The organism is Gordonia sp. (in: high G+C Gram-positive bacteria), from assembly GCF_020438995.1.
GTDB lineage: Bacteria > Actinomycetota > Actinomycetes > Mycobacteriales > Mycobacteriaceae > Gordonia.
On sequence record NZ_JAGQTN010000239.1, the window covers coordinates 20118 to 37676 of the forward strand.

Here is a 17559-nt window from a genome sequence, read left to right on the forward strand (position 1 = left end):
CGCTGACCACAACGGTTTCGCAGAGTCTGGAGGGTGTCCCATGAACAATTCGGACAGAATCGGCGCCGGACCCGACACCAAAGACCTCCCGCGCAAAGGCATCTTCTTCGTCGAGCTGAGAACGCATGGTGTCAGCGGAACCCCGCCCGAGGGGATTCTCGACGCCGATGCCAAGGTGGTGCCGTTTGTCGGTGACAAGCTCGCCAACTTCTGGCACCGGAAGCGGCATTCCGATGCGGAGCGATATCAGCGAGCGGGCCTCACCGAATGGCAGGCCGGCGACGGCGACCCCACCGGCGATGCACCGGCCGTGATCATCGAGGGGTACCGGTGGGGCAATCTCACTGCCGGAAGCGTCAAGAAGGCCATGTGGGCGTTCCTGTTTCCGTTCGCGCTCACCAATCTCGCCGCCTGGATGGTGCCCCCGGTCCGCCAGGATGCTGACATGTCGGCGTGGCGCCCAAAGCTGCTCGGCTTTGTCCGTAGCGATAACGACCAGGCGTCGCGCCAGAAAGCCGGAATGTCTGAACGGCAGCTACGGTTCGTACGGCACCTACGTCGCTTCCGGCTCCTAAAGACCGTGCAGCTCGTCCGTCGATTGAAGAACAAGGACGCCGGTACCCGCAGCGGAGCACCTGCGGGGATCATCCGGATGTTCGGCGTTCTGCTGACCGGGCTGTTCGTGATGCAGGCCGTCGTCATACTGGCCGATCTGATGGCAGCTCAATGTATTTCGCGTAATACTGATGTGTGCTTGAACGTGCCGGCACGACTGTCGTGGGTACGCAGCACCATCAACCACTTCGCCGGTCATCCGCTGACGCTCGCCTTGATCATCGGGATACTCGTCGGCGTGCTGGTCAGCCTTGCGACACTGCTGACCGTCGTGCCCGGGCACCGGCCCGAGGCCGCCGAAGCACGCGAACCGGGTGCTGCCGGCACACCGACAGACGCCCGAGAACAAGCGGCAGCAGTCACAACCATTTCGCCGAAGCCCGGGTTGGGAGAGAACTCATTCGTCGACGGCGACGACCCACGGGTCCCCGCACTCCGCTCGCTGCACGCACTGGCGGCGTTCGCGGCGCCGATCCTGTTGCTGTCCGCCGATGACGGCATCCAGGACAACTGGTGGTGGTGGACCGGGTTTGCGATGGCGATGATCTCGGTGATCGGCGCGCTGTTCCTCGGCCCAGGGGCCGGTCCGGTGTTCACGGTCTACATGTGGGTATTCGGCGGGCACCGTCGAGGATGGGTGACGCTCGTCGTCGGCATCACGATCTGGCTCGTCTTCATCGGGTCCGCGATGCCCGACCGCCTCGGCAACGCCACGTCGTCCACCCTGATCGGTGGTGGTGGCGACTGGACACTGACCTTCGTGCTGTTGTCGCTGACCGGGTGCGCGGTGGCGCTGCTGCTGTCATTGCTGCCCTTCCGGATTCGGCGGAAGTATTCAAGCCGGTCGTCCGGCGTCCCGCCCGCCTTCCGGCCGTGGCTGTACGGGACCGCATCTGTCGCCGTTCTCGGGTTCACCTCGATGCTCGGCTCCGGTCTGGGCACGGGCCTGGCGATCATCACCACGAACACGCTGGCCGAGGCCTCCGAGAAGGACTCCGACGGAAAGCGGCTCCTGGTCCTGAAACTCCCCTCGGCATACGAGACGTTCGGAGTGTTCTGGGGCATCGTGGCCGTCCTGGTGTTCGTCACCCTCTCGGCCATGTTGGTGGTCTTCGTGTGTCGACCGTCGGCACTGCTGCGGAAGAATCTGCGGATGATCGCCCAGCGCATCCAGTACGGCGCGGAACTCGACAGTCTTGTGCGTCCGAAGCCCAGGATCCGTGCATGGGTAGTCGGTAACGCGAAGTCCCACGGCTACCTCATCATCGTCGGGCTGGTCGTCTTCGGCGTGATCGCGCTTCCGATCTCATTGTCGGATTCGCTACTGCTGCACGATGATCTGCCACATCAGGCGGTCAGCACACTCAAGGCCGTCGGTGTTCTTCTCCTCATCGCATTCGCGACGTTCCTCTTCGGTGCCGTGTACACCGCGAGCAAGAAGCCGAAGGTCCACGGCCGTCGTCTCGGTATTCTCTGGGATCTGGTGTCGTTCTGGCCGCGTGAGGCGCACCCGGTGGTACCCGGCGAGTACGCGCCACGCGCGGTCAACGATATCATCTGCCGCGTCCGTGCGTACCTCGCCCATGACAATGCCCGTATCATCCTCTGCGGCCATAGTCAGGGTTCGGTGATCATGTACGCGGTTGTGCTGCAACTGATCCGTACCGAACCGGAGTTACTCAAACGCATCGGGCTGATCACCTACGGTTCGCCGCTCCAGTGGGCGTACACCCGCGGCTTCCCGGCCATGCTGTCGTACGAATCGCACAAGGCGGTCGCCGAGCAGTTGGGTGGCGGCTGGCGCAACATCATCCGGGCCACAGATCCCATCGGCGGCCCCGTCCTCACCTGGAACCAGACCGCCGTCGTCGAGGACGGTGTCGTGCGGTCTATGACCGCCAATCATCTCCGCCAGGACACCGGTAACGCTCCCGAGGAGTTCACGCGACTCAAGCGCAGCAGCCGGAACCCGGGTGCGCACAAAGTGGGCAGCGAGTACTGGATCACCGACCCCGACCTAGGCGACCCGACGGAAACGACCCGCGGCCACAGCGACTACTTCCACGACCCCGTCTGGCCACGAGTCGTTGCCGACACCGTGAAAACCTTGCTGGCGGCTCCGGATTCCGAAACCAGCAGCAAGGTTTGACCATGACGCCACGCGCCCGCAGGGAATGACCACCGAATCGAGCCGGTACCGAAATTGACCTCACAAACGCAACAAATTGCATGTGAAATGTCCGGTTCCACGGCGCGGATACCGCGTTCACGTCCGGATTCGGTTGGATATGTAGGGTGTAAAGCGCCTAAAGCAGTGAGGCTTTGGTCCCAATGCCGAATGTCGTTGTCCGGGTGAGCGGTTACCTTTCGGACCCCGCAACCCCACACCCATCGGTGCCCGTGATCTATCCGCGATCAACGACAGCAGTCGCTCGTATGGTGAGCCCATGGCCCGCTCAACTGATGTTCAGGGGAAGGCCGCGACCGCCCTCCTCGACCTCGGCAGGTTCTTCACGCGCTGGGACGAATCCGACGACGGTCGGGTCGTGTTCAAGCGGGGTGGACGCGCCGGTGACGTGTTCTATCGGGACCGGTGGAGTCACGACAAGATTGTCCGGTCCACGCACGGGGTCAATTGCACGGGTTCGTGTTCGTGGAAGGTGTACGTCAAGGACGGCATCATCACCTGGGAGACGCAGGAAACCGACTATCCGTCGGTAGGGCCGGACCGCCCCGAATACGAGCCTCGTGGCTGTCCGCGCGGGGCCGCGTTCTCCTGGTACACCTACTCACCCACCCGGGTGCGCTATCCGTACGCACGTGGGGTGCTGGTGGAGATGTTCCGGGAAGCCAGGGCACGCCTGGGTGATTCGGTACTGGCGTGGGCCGACATCGTCGCCGATCCGTTGCGCCGGCGGTCGTATCAGCAGGCGCGCGGCAAGGGCGGGCTGGTGCGGGTGAGTTGGGAGGAAGCGATCGACATCGCCGCCGCCGCGCACGTGCACACCATCAAGACGTACGGCCCCGACCGCTGTTCCGGATTCTCCCCGATCCCCGCGATGTCGATGGTGTCGCATTGTGTGGGAACACGTTTCATCCAGCTCATTGGCGGGGTGATGACCTCGTTCTACGACTGGTACGCCGATCTGCCGGTCGCCAGTCCGCAGGTGTTCGGCGATCAGACCGACGTCCCCGAGTCCGGCGACTGGTGGGATGCCACGTATCTGATGATGTGGGGCTCCAACGTCCCGGTCACCCGCACTCCGGACGCGCACTGGATGGCGGAGGTCCGCTACCGGGGTACCAAGGTGGTGACCGTCAGCCCCGACTACGCCGACAACACGAAGTTCGCCGACGAGTGGCTGCCCGCGCAGGCCGGTACCGATGCCGCCCTCGCGATGGCGATGGGGCATGTGATCCTCAAGGAGTTCTTCGTCGACGCCCGCACCGAATTCTTCGACAAGTATGTGCGCACCTACACCGACCTACCCTTCCTCATTCACCTCGACGAACACGAAACAGGTTATGTACCAGGCAAGTTCGTCACCGCCGATGATCTCGGCAAGGAGAACGGGGGCGAGGAGGGTGACGACGCCGCCTGGCGCACAGTGATTCTCGACGACAACACCGGAAAACCGGTGGTGCCCAACGGCTCGATGGGCTACCGCTACTCGGCCGACGGCAACGGTAGATGGAACCTCGACCTCGAAGGTGTGACACCGGCGCTCTCGATCTACGGACGTGCCGGGGCCGAACCGGTCCCGGTGTCCTTCCCCGCCTTCGACACCCCCGACGGCAGCGGCGTCATCGTCTCACGAGGAGTTCCGGCGACCCGCGTCAACGGCCATCTGGTGACCACCGTGTTCGACCTGATGCTGGCGCAGTACGGCGTCGGCCGCGACGGCCTGCCCGGGCACTGGCCCACCGGCTACGACGACGCGAGCGCCCCCTACACGCCGGCCTGGCAGGCCGAGATCACCGGCGTTCCCGCCGAGGCCGCGATCCGGGTGGCCCGCGAGTTCGCCACCAACGCCGTCGACTCCGACGGTCGTTCGATGATCATCATGGGTGCCGGTATCTGTCAGTGGTTCCACGGCGATGCCACCTACCGCGCCATCCTCACACTGCTGATCCTCACCGGGTGCATGGGCCGCAACGGTGGAGGCTGGGCCCATTATGTGGGGCAGGAGAAGTGCCGGCCGATCACCGGGTGGATCTCGCTGGCCAACGCCCTGGACTGGTCGCGGCCGCCGCGCACCATGACCGGTACGTCGTACTGGTACATGCACACAGGGCAGTGGCGCAACGACGGCTACTCCACGGCCTCGCTGGCCTCCCCGCTGTCGACCGGCACGCTGGGTGACAGGCACACCGCCGACGCCATCGCCCAGTCGGCGCGGCTGGGCTGGATGCCGTTCTATCCGCAGTTCAGCCGCAACCCCCTCGACGTCGCCGACGAGGCGACCGCTGCGGTCGACGCCGGAGACGCCGAGAATCCGGGCGCCTACATCGCCGCAAAGTTGCGGGACGGGTCGCTGACCCCGGCGATCAGCGACGTCGACGCCCCGGAAAACTGGCCGCGCACCCTCGTGTTGTGGCGGTCCAATCTGCTCGGATCCTCCGCCAAGGGAAACGAGTACTTCCTGCGAACCTTGCTCGGTACTCATCACAACGTGCTGGGCTCGGAGAACCCCAATGCTCCGCGCCCGAAAGATGTGGCGTGGCACGATGACCCGCCCGAGGGCAAGCTCGATCTGCTGCTGTCGGCGGATTTCCGGATGACCTCGACCACTCTGCTCTCGGACGTCGTGCTGCCCGCGGCCACCTGGTACGAGAAGCACGATCTGTCGTCGACGGACATGCACCCCTACGTGCATGCCTTCTCCCCGGCGATCAATCCCCCGTGGGAGGCGAAAACCGACTTCGACCTGTTCCACCTGCTGGCCGGTCGGCTGTCGGAACTCGCCCGTACCCATCTGGGTGTGCGCAAGGATCTGGTGAGTGTGCCGGTGCAGCACGACACCCCGGGCGAGATGGCGCAGCCACACGGTCGCGTCATGGACTGGCAGGACGGGAAACACCCGATCCGGCCGGGCAGTAACGCACCCAACTTTGTTGTTGCCGAACGTGATTACACTGCGATCGCCGACAAGCTGGCCGCGGTCGGGCCGCTCGCCGACAAGCTGGGGTTCACCGTCAAGAACGTCACCTTCGACCTCACCGAGCAGACCGGGAAGCTGGCGCAGGAGAACGGGGTGATGCTCGGCGGTGCCGCCGACGGCCGCCCCGCCATCGACACTGACTCCAAACTCGCCGAGGCGATCCTGACGCTGTCGGGAACCACCAACGGCGAACTCGCGGTCCAGGGATTCCGCACGCTGCAGCGGCGCGTCGGATTCCTGCTCGACGACCTCGCCCGCGGTTCGCAGGAGAAGCGGATCACCTTCGCCGACACCCAGCGCGCCCCGGTCCCCGTGATCACCTCACCCGAATGGTCCGGCTCGGAAACCGGTGGTCGTCGGTACGCCCCGTTCACGGTGAACATCGAGCGGCTCAAACCTTTTCACACCCTCACCGGCCGCATGCACTTCTACCTCGATCACGACTGGATGATCGACACCGGCGAATCGCTGCCCACCTACCGCCCACCGCTGGACATGCACAAACTGTTCGCCGAGCCGACATTGAGACCCGATGGAGCGCAACAGATCACGGTGCGCTACCTGACACCCCATTCCAAATGGTCGATTCATTCGGAGTATCAGGACAACCTGTTCATGCTGTCGCTCTCCCGTGGTGGTCCGACCGCGTGGATGAGTCCCGAGGACGCCGCCGCCATCGACGTCTCCGACAACGACTGGATCGAATGCACCAACGCCAACGGTGTGCTGGTGGGGCGGGCCGTCGTCAGTCACCGGATGCCGAAAGGTGTTGTGTACGTGCACCACGCACAGGAGCGCACCATCGACGTGCCCAAATCGGAGGCCACCGGACGGCGCGGCGGAATCCACAATTCGGTGACCCGGCTGCTGGTCAAACCCACCCACCTCATCGGCGGGTACGCCCAACTCTCGTACGCGTTCAACTATCTCGGCCCCACCGGCAATCAGCGCGACATGGTCTCGACGATCCGCAAACGCAACCAGGAGGTGACCTACTGATGCGCGTCATGGCTCAGGTCGGGATGGTGATGAATCTCGACAAATGCATCGGCTGCCACACCTGCTCGGTCACCTGTAAGCAGGCCTGGACCAACCGCGCGGGCACCGAATACGTGTGGTTCAACAATGTGGAAACCCGCCCCGGACAGGGCTACCCACGTCGCCACGAGGATCAGGAGAAGTGGCGCGGCGGGTGGACACTCAACCGGCGGGGCAAATTGCGGCTGCGCACCGGTGGGCGGCTGCAGAAGCTGCTGACCCTGTTCGCCAGTCCGGTACAGCCCACCATCGCCGACTATTACGAGCCGTGGACCTACGACTATCAAACCCTTGTCGAGGCACCGCTCGGCGACGACTTTCCCGTCGCCCGGCCCAAATCGCTCCTCACCGGCGAGGACATGAAAGTCAAGTGGTCGGCCAACTGGGACGACAACCTCGGCGGCACAACCGAACTCGGACATCTCGACCCGATCGTCGCCAAGCTGCGCGCAGAGTCCGAGGAGGCGATCAAGTTCAGCTTTGAACAGACCTTCATGTTCTATCTGCCCCGCATCTGCGAGCACTGCCTGAATCCGTCGTGCATGGCGTCGTGTCCGTCGGGCGCCATCTACAAGCGCAGCGAGGACGGCATCGTGCTGGTCGACCAGGACCAGTGCCGCGGTTGGCGGCAGTGCATCACCGGCTGCCCGTACAAGAAGATCTACTTCAACCACAAATCCGGGAAAGCCGAGAAATGCACACTCTGCTATCCGCGGGTGGAGGCGGGCCTGCCGACGGTGTGCTCCGAAACGTGCGTCGGCAGGCTGCGGTATCTCGGGGTGTTCCTCTACGACGCAGACAAGGTGACAGCCGCCGCGTCGACACCGGACGAAAAGGATCTGTACCAGGCGCAACTGGATCTGCTGCTCGATCCGGCCGACCCGGAGGTCATCACCGCCGCCCGAGCCGCCGGAATCAGCGACGACTGGCTGGAGGCGGCGCGCAGATCCCCGGTGTACGCACTGGCCAAGAAGTACAAGGTGGCGTTGCCGCTGCATCCGGAATACCGCACTATGCCGATGGTCTGGTACATCCCGCCGCTGTCCCCGATCGTCGACCTGCTCGCCGGACAAGGCCACGACGCCGAGTCACACACCAACCTCTTCGGCGCCATCGAGGCGTTGCGGATCCCGGTGGAATACCTGGCCGAACTGTTCACCGCGGGCGACGCCGCCGTCGTCGACGGGGTGCTGCGCAAGCTTGCCGCGATGCGCTCGTACATGCGCGATGTGACCCTCGGCCGCGAGACCCGGCCCGAGATCCCCGCATCGGTCGGGATGACCGAGGAACGGGTGTACGAGATGTACCGCCTCCTGGCGATCGCCAAATACCATGACCGCTATGTGATTCCGACAGCCCACAGCGAACAGGCCGTCGGTCTCGACGAATCGGCCTGCTCGCTGGATTTCGACGGCGGCCCCGGAATGTTCGACTCGGGAATCTTCGGCGAAGCCAGCGGGCGGCCGGCACCGGTATCGGTGGAGACCTTTCACGCGCTCAAACAGCGGCAGACCAGCGACTCGGCCGCCGGGCGATCCGCCATGGCCGGGCGCACCAATCTGCTCAACTGGGACGGCAACGGCGCCCCCGCCGGGCTGTTCCCGGAACGGGTGCCGCGGTCATGAAAATCCCCCTCCTGCAACGCAAGGAATCACCGGAACAGGCCGGCTCGGCACAGTGGCCGATCGTCTACCAGGTCGCCTCGTGGTGCCTGAGCTACCCCGACGACCAACTGCTCGAACTCCTTCCACTGTTGACCGACGCCCTCGCTGAGCAACCCGGCAGCCGGCCGATCGTCCTGCTGCGCTCAGTGGTCGACGCCTTGCGCTCGGGTGCGCCCGACGAACTGCGCCACGACTACGTCGACGTGTTCGACCTGTCCCGCGCGCACACCCTGTACCTGACGTATTGGACCGACGGCGACACCCGGCGCCGCGGGGAGGCCCTGGCCGCCGTCAAACAGCTCTACCGCGACAGCGGCTACCTCACCGACCTGCACGGCGAATTACCCGACCATCTGCCCATCGTGCTGGAGTTCTGCGCGCGGGTCGACCACGACGGAGGACGTGAGCTTCTCGGCCGATTTCGAGGTGCGCTCGAGAAGATCGAACGGGCGCTGCGCGAGCGTCGCAGCGTCTACGCCGACGCGCTGGCCGCAATCGTCCTCACCTTGCCGGAGAGCGACACGAATCCGATTGCCCCGCAACAGACACCGGTCGAGTTCGTCGGACTCGAACCCTACGGTCCGCGGCTGCTGCCGTTGCAGCCCACGGGGCAGGCGAACCGGAGGTAGCAGATGAACATCTTGCTGTGGGGCGTGATCCCCTACATCACATTGTTTCTCGTCATCGGCGGCACCATGTGGCGCTACCGGTTCGACAAATTCGGCTGGACCACAAGGTCATCGGAGCTGTACGAGTCGCGGCTGCTGCGCATCGCGTCACCGCTGTTCCACTACGGTGTACTCGTGGTGATCGCCGGTCACGCCATCGGACTGGTGATCCCCGAGTCGTGGACCGAGTTCTTCGGCATCACAGAGAGCCTCTACCACTGGACGGCCGCCATATCCGGCCTGATCGCCGCCGCCGCAACACTTGTCGGCTGCGGTCTGCTCATCTACCGGCGCCGGCGTACCGGACCGGTGTTCATGGCCACCACCCGCAACGACAAACTCATGTACGCCGCACTCGTATCCGCGCTGCTGGCAGGAACTTTCATCACCCTCGTCGGCACCGTCGACCCGCACGGCGAAGGCGTCAACTACCGCGAGACCGTCTCGCCCTGGTTCCGGTCGATCTTCTACCTCAACCCCGACATCGACGCGATGTCCGGGGCACCGCTGCGTTTCCACGTGCATGTGCTGATCGGGATGACGTTGTTCTGCCTCGTCCCGTTCACCCGTCTCGTCCACATCTTCACCGCCCCACTGCATTACCTGTTCCGGCCCTACATCGTCTACCGCAGCCGTGACCGGATTCCGGCACCGGGCGCACGGCCGGCGCGGCGTGGTTGGGCGCCCATCGGAGTGAAGGATCGCGACCAATGACCACCGAGACAGCGGCACCGGCCATCACCTCCCGCGACCAGGCCACCAACCTCGCACTGGCGACGCTGGCGTTCGGCATCAGCTTCTGGGCGTGGAACCTGGTGGGCCCCTTGGCCATCAGATATGCCACCGACCTGAACCTGTCGGCGGGCCAGAAGTCCGTGCTGGTCGCTATTCCGGTGCTCGTCGGATCGCTTGGCCGTATCATCACCGGAGCACTCACCGACCGCTACGGCGGGCGGACCATGTTCCCGGCGCTACTGCTCCTGACGGTACCGTTCGTGCTGCTCATCGCCGTCGCCGGGGAACTGGAAAGCTACGCACTGCTTCTGGTGATCGGATTCTTCCTCGGTGTCGGCGGCACCACCTTCGCCGTCGGCATTCCATTCGTGAACGCCTGGTACGACCCCTCCCGCCGTGGTTTCGCCACAGGCGTTTTCGGTGCCGGGATGGGCGGTACCGCACTGTCGGCATTCTTCACCCCCCGATTCGTGAATTGGTTCGGCTATTTCGCCACGCATGTGATCATCGCCGTGGCGCTCGTGGTGGTTGCCGTGATCTGCCGGGTCTTCATGCACGACTCACCCCGGTGGTCACCCAACCACGATCCGGTGGTCCCCAAGTTGATGGGCGCCGCCAAGCTGCCCATCACCTGGGAGATGGGCTTTCTCTACGCGGCGGCCTTCGGCGGATTCGTCGCCTTCTCCACCTATCTGCCCACCTACCTCAACGACGTATACGCCGTCGACGCCCAGGGCGCCGGCACCCGCACCGCCGGATTCGCGATCGCCGCGGTGATCGCCCGCCCGTGCGGTGGTGTGCTCGCCGACAAGTTCGGGCCCCGCCTGATCACGTTCATCTCGTGCGCCGGTGCCGCGATCCTGGCCATCTGGATGCTCACCGAACCGCCCCTGGAGATCCCGGCGGGCATCAACTTCGTGCTCATGGCGCTGTTCATGGGCCTCGGCTCGGGGTCGGTGTTCACCTGGGTTGCCCAGGTCGCCCCCGCCGAACGAGTCGGCGCGGTCACCGGGATCGTCGGTGCCGCGGGCGGACTCGGCGGCTTCTTCCCACCGATGGCCATGGGCGCTACCTACGACGCCGACGCCCACAGCTACACCCTCGGCCTGGCACTGCTCAGCGTGTTCGCCGTAGCCGCAGCTCTGATCACCGCCTTCGTCATCCGCAAACAAGACCGCACCTGAGTGCGACAAGGTTGCTGACGACGCGACCCCACCTTCTGCAAGAAGGTGGGGTCGTCCGATGTCATTACCGGCTCAGTGAGCCGGAGGCGTCACCAGCTGGACTTCTGCACGCCCGGCAGCTCGCCGGCGTGAGCCATGTCGCGCAGGCACACGCGGCACAGGCCGAACTTGCGGTACACCGAGTGCGGACGGCCGCACTTGTTGCACCGGGTGTAGCCGCGCACGGCGAACTTCGGCTTCTTGGCGGCCTTGTTGACCAGAGCCTTCTTTGCCATGTCAGGCCTCCTTGGCGTTGTTGTCTTTGAACGGGAAGCCGAGGTGACGCAGCAGCGCACGGCCTTCGTCGTCGTTGGTGGCGGTGGTGACGACGGTGATGTCCATACCGCGCGGACGATCGATCTTGTCGATGTTGATCTCATGGAACATCGACTGCTCGTTCAGGCCGAACGTGTAGTTGCCGTTGCCGTCGAACTGACGGTCCGACAGGCCGCGGAAGTCGCGGATACGGGGCAGCGCGATCGACACGAGACGGTCGAGGAACTCCCACATCCGGTCGCCACGCAGGGTGACGCGGGCGCCGATCGGCATGCCCTCACGCAGCTTGAACTGCGCGATCGACTTGCGGGCGCGACGGATCTCCGGACGCTGACCGGTGATCAGCTCCAGGTCGGCGACGGCGCCGTTGATCAGCTTGGCGTCGCGGGCGGCATCGCCCACACCCATGTTGACGACGACCTTGACCACGCCCGGGATCTGCATCACGTTGGCGTAGTCGAATTCTTTGTTCAGCTCGGCCTTGATTTCCTCGCGGTAGCGGGTCTTCAGGCGGGGAGTGACTTTTTCGGTGGTGGTCATGCTCAGATGTCCTTCCCGCTCTTGCGCGAGATCCGGACCTTCTTGCCGGACTCCTCATCGATGCGGTACCCGACGCGGGTGGGGTTGCCGTCGGAGTCCACAACCATCACGTTGGACACGTGGATGGGGGCTTCCTGAGTCACGATGCCGCCGGAGGAGGCACCGCGCTCGTTGGCCGACGCGGCGGTGTGCTTCTTGATTCGGTTGACGCCCTCGACCAGGACACGCTGCTGCTTCGGGAAGGCCTGGATGACCTTGCCCTTGGCGCCCTTGTCCTTGCCCGAGATGACGATCACGGTGTCACCCTTGTGCACCTTCATGTCAGATCACCTCCGGTGCCAGCGACACGATCTTCATGAACTTCTTGTCACGCAGCTCGCGGCCGACGGGGCCGAAGATGCGGGTACCGCGCGGGTCGCTCTCGTTCTTGAGGATGACGGCGGCATTCTCGTCGAAACGGATGTAGCTGCCGTCCGGGCGGCGACGCTCCTTGACGGTGCGGACGATGACGGCCTTGACGACCTCGCCCTTCTTCACGTTGCCACCGGGGATGGCGTCCTTGACAGTGGCGACGATGACGTCACCAATGCCTGCGTAACGTCGCGACGATCCGCCGAGCACGCGGATGCACAGGATTTCCTTGGCACCGGTGTTGTCGGCGACGCGCAGACGCGATTCCTGCTGAATCACAGTGCGTAGTCTCCTTGACCTGGAACTTTATGTGCGCCGGATTTCCGACCCGACGCACACGGTCTGTCGCCACCGGACACGCGCCTGCCACCGGAAATCACCGAGGTGAGGAGCCGGAGGGGGTTCGCGAACCGATTCACGACGCACGCAGCGCCGTAGGCAACCCGTCAAGTGTAGAAGACTCGCAGGTAGAAACCAAATTCACCATCTATCCAGGCTGGTGTAACCGTCCTGGAGGGCCCGGGCGAACAGGTGGGTCTTGGTGGGGGCGGTACGGCCGGCCGCCGCGTACTTGGCCCGGATACGGGCGAGGTGGGTACTGACCGTGGACGCCGAGATGAACAGGGTGTCGGCGGCCTGTTCCTTGGATTCCGACGCGAGCCAGGTGAGCAGCACCTCGACCTCACGGGCGGACAGGTCGGGTTTGGTCAGCTGACCGAACACCGAGTCGGGGCGGTAGTCGGCCAGGCGCGCGAGCGGGGCCTCGCCCGACACGTCCCGACGCAGCGGCGCCCGGTTCATTCCCGCGGTGCTGTGCCGCACCGCGCGGGCCGAAGCCCTGCCATCAAATCCCATGTCCTAACCCCCTACGGATCGGCTTTGAGTCTTTATGAGAGACGACACCGGGGAGGGTGGTCTCACATGTGGCCAAAAGGCTATCGGGCAGGCGAACTTGGACGCTAGACCCAGAAATAGGGTCATCGGGGCCGCAACCGGCAAACGCTCAGGTCAGAGAGCCGTCGACACCGAATTCGAGACGAACACCACCGTCCGGCGAGCGGGAGACGACGGTCGCAAGGTGCTCGCGGCCCATCGGCAGGATCCGTACCGTCACCTCGTCCGGGCTGTCCGCCCCGGCGATGACCTCGATCGCCGCCTCGTGCACCCGTTCGAGCGCGTCCCGCATGACCTGTCCCCCACCGGACCGGTCGTCGAGCAGGGTCACCCGTACCCCGCGATCGCGCGCCGCCCAGACGGTGTCGGACAGTTCGGGGGTGTCCAGGCTCGGCGCCCGGATCCCGTCCCGCAGCCGGGCCTGGATGAGCCGGCAGCGATGGACGTCGGCGGCGGTGAACTCCTCGCCCGCCGCGATCCGTTCGAGCATGTCGCGGGTGTCGTCGTCGAGCCTGCCCAGTTGGGCGTCGCGTTCCCGCAATGCCGCGGCCTGCGCCGCCGCCGCGGCGGCCTCCTGCATGATCTGCGTGCGCATGTCCATCACGGCCGACACCGCGGGCCGGGCGATGATCCCGCACAGGCCGACCACCGCCAGGGCCGGCGCGAGATTGAAGTGCTGGACCAACTGCGGCACCGGGTCGATACCCGCGACCGTGGCCACCGACCAGCCCACGAGGATGTGCACCCCCATCGCCACACAGGTCAGCACCACAGCTCCGCGCAGGAACAACAACACGGCGCTCAGTGACCCGACGCCGATCAGGGTGAGCGCACCGATACAGGCCTGCCCGTCATAGGCGAGGAGGATCGCCGGATACGTCGTCATGGACAGCCCCGCGGCGAGCGCCGCGCTCCGGGTCTCGATCGGGTCACCCGGTGCCCGCGCGGCAACCTCGATACCGATGGTCGCCAGCATCAGGCCGGGTACGTAGATCCACCAATTCACCGGCGTCGGATCGACCGCCGCGATGATCACGCACATGACCACGAAGAACATGACCTGCAGCGCGAACCGGTACGTCCGCAGGCCCATCGCGTCGATCAGACCGTGTCGGCCCGGATCGAGCAGGTAGCGCTGTCTCAGCATCGACGTCATGAGCCGCTCCAGCCGACCTGCACCGTGGTACCCCGGTCGATGACGCTGCGCAGCCTGCCCCAGCCGCCGTCGATCAGCGCCATCCTGCGACCGATACTGACCGCGATACCGAGCCTTTCAGGAGGAACGGCGTCCGCATCGAAACCCTTGCCGTCGTCGGACACCGTCACGCGGACAAACCGGGACCTCATCTCGATGAGCACGGCGATGTTCGCCTCCGGACCGGCGTGCCGCAGGCTGTTGCGTACCGCTTCGCCCATGGCCTCGGTGATCGCATGGACCACCGGTGACGGATAGGACACCGGTCCGGAATCGTCAGCGCCGGGATCTTCAAGACCGGGAACTTCAAGATCGGGAACTTCCGGATCGGGACCGCGAGAGGCATCCGCGCCGAGCTGGGCCTCGACTCGCACTTCCACCCGGTCGCTGAGACCGGACACCGCATCGCGCATCCGGGCCAGGGCCTCGGTCCCGCCGAGCGTTGCCCCATCGGTTCCGCCCGAGGCCAGCCTGTCGAGTTCGCTCAGCGCGGACCGCGCCTGGGTGATGGTCGTGTCGCTTTGCGGACCCGGTTCGGCCGCGATGAGCGTGGCGATGACGCGATCGTGGACGAGGGCGTCAAATCGGGCGCGTTCACGGTTGCGCGCGACCAGTCCCGCCTCGATGACGGCCTCCTCGATCGCCAGCGCCCGCGCGCCGTCGTATTCACGGACCGTCTCCAGGGTCTTGTACGCGAGAGACAGCAGCAGTCCGGCGAAGATCAAGGGCCAAATCCCGGTCGCGATCAACTCCCGGCTCAACCCCTCCGCCGCCGTCGCGGCGTTCATCCAGACGCACCCCACGATGCTGGCGATGAGCACCAGCATCGCCTTCCCGAACGATCGGGTGATCACGGTCGCGAACGCCGCCATGCCGGCCAGCGTGGTCAGCCAGTTGACCGGCGTGTCCTCAATCCGCACACCGTCCCAAGCGGCAAACCACAGCCCGATGTCCGCGAAGTACGCCCACACGTAGCCGTTCGTGCCGATTCCCAGCAGGCGCATGTTGCGATTCCACGCCGCGATCGCCACACCGATGGTCGGAACGGTGAGCAGCGCGAGTGCCACCGGGTCGAACCATGCCGCCGCGTGCTCGGTCGGCATCGCCGGGATGGCGAGCCCCAGACTCACCAGCACACCGCTGAGCAACAGGTAGCCGCCGAATACCTGCAGACGCGCGGTCTGTGAGGCGACGATCCTCTTGCGATCGGTGCGCGGGCGCATCAGGATCTCGGCGACACGCGCCCGCAGCATCGTCTGCCGCTCCCGCCACCCTGCCGGCGGGTGTCCTGCGGTCAACGGTCGCCGTCGGCGGGTCCGGCGAGCCTGTCGGATCCGCGTTCGGGTACCGGCAGCCAGCCGTCCTCGACGGCACGTTTGAACAGGTCGACCTTGGTACGGGTGGGCCTGCCCGCGTCGGCGTACTTCTGCCTGATCCGTTTGAGGTACTCGTTGACCGTGTCGGCGGTGACGCCGAGTTCGCGGCCGACGGTCACCGACGTCTCCCCCGAGGCGTAGAGGGCGAGAACCTTCTGCAACTGTGGGCTGAGGTCGACCGCGGCCAGTTCCGGATCGCCGTCGATGGCGGCGGCCCACTCGGTGGTCAGCACCTCGTTGCCCTGGGCGGCGGCGCGGATGGCGCCGATGATCTCGGCCTCCGACGCCGACTTGAGCACCACTCCGAGCACGCCTGCCTTGGCCGCCGAACGCAGCAGCGCCGGGTGTTCACCGGAGGTGTACACCACCGTGCCGATCCCCGCGTCGGTCAGACGGTTCACATTCTCCCTGGGAGTGGACGCGTCACCGAGCCGCAGATCCAGGATCACGATATCCAGACCTTCGTTCTGCAGTTGCGAGTGCGCGAGTAATTCGTCGACGGTGCTCGCCGCGCACACGAGTTCCAGGTCCGGTTCCGATTCCAGCAGCCGTTCAATGCCCCAGATCGGCGATCGGTGGTCGTCGACCATCCCGACCCGCAGTACTCGGTCGCCCGATAGCCCCGTCATGGGTGTGGAGTTTAGTGCCCTGGGGCGCCGGTCCGATCGGCCACTCGGAAACTGCCGCGCATGGCATCATCAACAAAAGAGAACATGTTCTAGTTTTCTTCCCGATCACTCAGGAGCTGACCCGATGCCGCCGGCGACCCCCACTACCCACAAGGTCCTCGACCAGACCGTCACCATGCCTGTCCACATCCGTCACGCCACCTGCTTCGTCGCGGGATTCACCGCCGACGCGGACGCGGCATCGGCGGCGATCGCACGGGCGGGCGACGGCACCGCGCGCTTGCGCCCGCTGCAGATCCGGCCCGGCCGCACCATGTGCATGCTCGTTTTCGTCGACTACATCGACGGTGATCTCGGACCCTACAACGAGTTCGGGGTGTGCTTCCTCGTCGAGGATCCCGCCGACCCGCCCTCATCCAGGCTGGCCGCGCTGCGTTCGCTCGCCAAGGGCGATGCCCGCGCCCTCATCCACCGGCTCCCCGTCGACGGCGAGTTCACCATGGCCGCGGGCCGCGGCATCTGGGGCTTTCCCAAGATCCTCGCCGACTTCGACGTCGACCACGACTCCCCCACCAAACACGGCCGGGTCAGCGCCGACGGCCAGCTGATCGTCGACCTGTCCGTCCGCAAGGGCGTGCCCGTCCCCGATACCACCGGCGAGACGGTTCTCAATGCCTACTCGCAACTCGACGGTGTGCTGCGGTCGACACCGTGGCGGATGACCGCGACAGCGAACACCCGCACCCGGATCGGCGGCGCCTCGCTCACCGTCGGTGACCACGAGATCGCCCAGGAACTGCGCGGGCTCAAGCTGAGCAAACATGCCCTGATGACCAGTTCCGTCGGGCATCTGGAGATGACCTTCGGCGATGCGGAGGAAGTGGACACGACACAGGAGTGAACCCGCTCCACCACGGTGACAAAGACATGCAGCCGATGTGTCGTGTCCGCGCGAACCGTTAGAATCGCGCAACAGTGCGGCCATGCCACGACGCATCACCACCTGGGCCGCTCACACCAGGATGGAGCGAGATGACTTTCCACACCGCCCGGCCACGCCCGCACCAGCCGGGTCGTACTTCGCTGACCACGGTCGTCACGGCCCTGTCGGCCGTCTTCGCGACCGTGCTCGC

Annotated in this window: 15 protein-coding genes; 7 read left to right on the forward strand and 8 right to left on the reverse strand. The window is 65.5% G+C overall.

The window, feature by feature from the left end; all coding sequences use genetic code 11:
- Positions 1-40 precede the first annotated feature (40 nt).
- The 6 genes from KDB67_RS16775 to KDB67_RS16800 all read left to right on the forward strand — a co-directional run bounded on the left by KDB67_RS16775 (position 41) and on the right by KDB67_RS16800 (position 11066).
- Positions 41-2764 (forward strand): hypothetical protein, encoded by a 2724-nt coding sequence (locus KDB67_RS16775; RefSeq protein WP_291017969.1) that lies wholly within the window; start codon positions 41-43, stop codon positions 2762-2764.
- Between the two features lie 298 nt (positions 2765-3062).
- Positions 3063-6776 carry a nitrate reductase subunit alpha gene (locus KDB67_RS16780; RefSeq protein ID WP_291017972.1) on the forward strand — a complete coding sequence of 1238 codons (3714 nt, stop codon included), beginning with the start codon at positions 3063-3065 and terminating at the stop codon, positions 6774-6776.
- Positions 6776-8440, forward strand: coding sequence for a nitrate reductase subunit beta (gene narH, locus KDB67_RS16785; RefSeq protein WP_291017974.1), 1665 nt, complete (start codon positions 6776-6778; stop codon positions 8438-8440). The genes KDB67_RS16780 and narH overlap by 1 nt, the downstream gene beginning before the upstream one ends.
- Positions 8437-9108 carry a nitrate reductase molybdenum cofactor assembly chaperone gene (gene narJ / locus KDB67_RS16790; protein WP_291017977.1) on the forward strand — a complete coding sequence of 224 codons (672 nt, stop codon included), beginning with the start codon at positions 8437-8439 and terminating at the stop codon, positions 9106-9108. Before narH ends, narJ begins: the two co-directional genes overlap by 4 nt.
- Before the next feature lie 3 nt (positions 9109-9111).
- Positions 9112-9861 carry a respiratory nitrate reductase subunit gamma gene (narI, locus tag KDB67_RS16795; protein WP_291017980.1) on the forward strand — a complete coding sequence of 250 codons (750 nt, stop codon included), beginning with the start codon at positions 9112-9114 and terminating at the stop codon, positions 9859-9861.
- The gene (locus KDB67_RS16800) at positions 9858-11066 is read left to right on the forward strand and encodes an MFS transporter (protein WP_291017984.1); all 1209 of its coding nucleotides are present in this window, start codon (positions 9858-9860) and stop codon (positions 11064-11066) included. Before narI ends, KDB67_RS16800 begins: the two co-directional genes overlap by 4 nt.
- An 89-nt stretch (positions 11067-11155) precedes the next feature.
- Here the strand turns inward: KDB67_RS16800 and KDB67_RS16805 are convergent, their stop codons facing one another.
- The 8 genes from KDB67_RS16805 to KDB67_RS16840 all read right to left on the reverse strand — a co-directional run bounded on the left by KDB67_RS16805 (position 11156) and on the right by KDB67_RS16840 (position 16426).
- A complete protein-coding gene (locus KDB67_RS16805) occupies positions 11156-11341 on the reverse strand; it encodes a type Z 30S ribosomal protein S14 (RefSeq protein ID WP_005185621.1) in 186 nt (61 codons plus the stop codon).
- Between the two features lies 1 nt (position 11342).
- The gene (gene rplE, locus KDB67_RS16810; RefSeq protein WP_005185625.1) at positions 11343-11921 is read right to left on the reverse strand and encodes a 50S ribosomal protein L5; all 579 of its coding nucleotides are present in this window, start codon (positions 11919-11921) and stop codon (positions 11343-11345) included.
- Positions 11922-11923: 2 nt separating this feature from the next.
- Complete coding sequence (rplX, locus tag KDB67_RS16815) at positions 11924-12241, reverse strand: 50S ribosomal protein L24 (RefSeq protein ID WP_005185628.1); 318 nt, start codon at positions 12239-12241, stop codon at positions 11924-11926.
- A 1-nt stretch (position 12242) separates the two neighbouring features.
- Positions 12243-12611: a 50S ribosomal protein L14 gene (gene rplN, locus KDB67_RS16820; protein WP_005185631.1), complete on the reverse strand. Its 369-nt coding sequence runs from the start codon at positions 12609-12611 to the stop codon at positions 12243-12245.
- Between the two features lie 201 nt (positions 12612-12812).
- Complete coding sequence (locus tag KDB67_RS16825; RefSeq protein WP_050942645.1) at positions 12813-13133, reverse strand: LuxR C-terminal-related transcriptional regulator; 321 nt, start codon at positions 13131-13133, stop codon at positions 12813-12815.
- Positions 13134-13335: 202 nt separating this feature from the next.
- Complete coding sequence (locus KDB67_RS16830; RefSeq protein ID WP_005185636.1) at positions 13336-14382, reverse strand: hypothetical protein; 1047 nt, start codon at positions 14380-14382, stop codon at positions 13336-13338.
- The gene (locus KDB67_RS16835; protein ID WP_050942643.1) at positions 14379-15674 is read right to left on the reverse strand and encodes an ATP-binding protein; all 1296 of its coding nucleotides are present in this window, start codon (positions 15672-15674) and stop codon (positions 14379-14381) included. The genes KDB67_RS16830 and KDB67_RS16835 overlap by 4 nt, the downstream gene beginning before the upstream one ends.
- Before the next feature lie 41 nt (positions 15675-15715).
- Positions 15716-16426 (reverse strand): response regulator transcription factor, encoded by a 711-nt coding sequence (locus KDB67_RS16840; protein WP_040514761.1) that lies wholly within the window; start codon positions 16424-16426, stop codon positions 15716-15718.
- A gap of 124 nt (positions 16427-16550) precedes the next feature.
- Between KDB67_RS16840 and KDB67_RS16845 the strand changes: the two genes are divergently transcribed.
- Positions 16551-17327, forward strand: a complete 777-nt coding sequence (locus tag KDB67_RS16845; RefSeq protein ID WP_005185642.1) for an acetoacetate decarboxylase family protein — start codon at positions 16551-16553, stop codon at positions 17325-17327.
- Positions 17328-17559 lie beyond the last annotated feature (232 nt).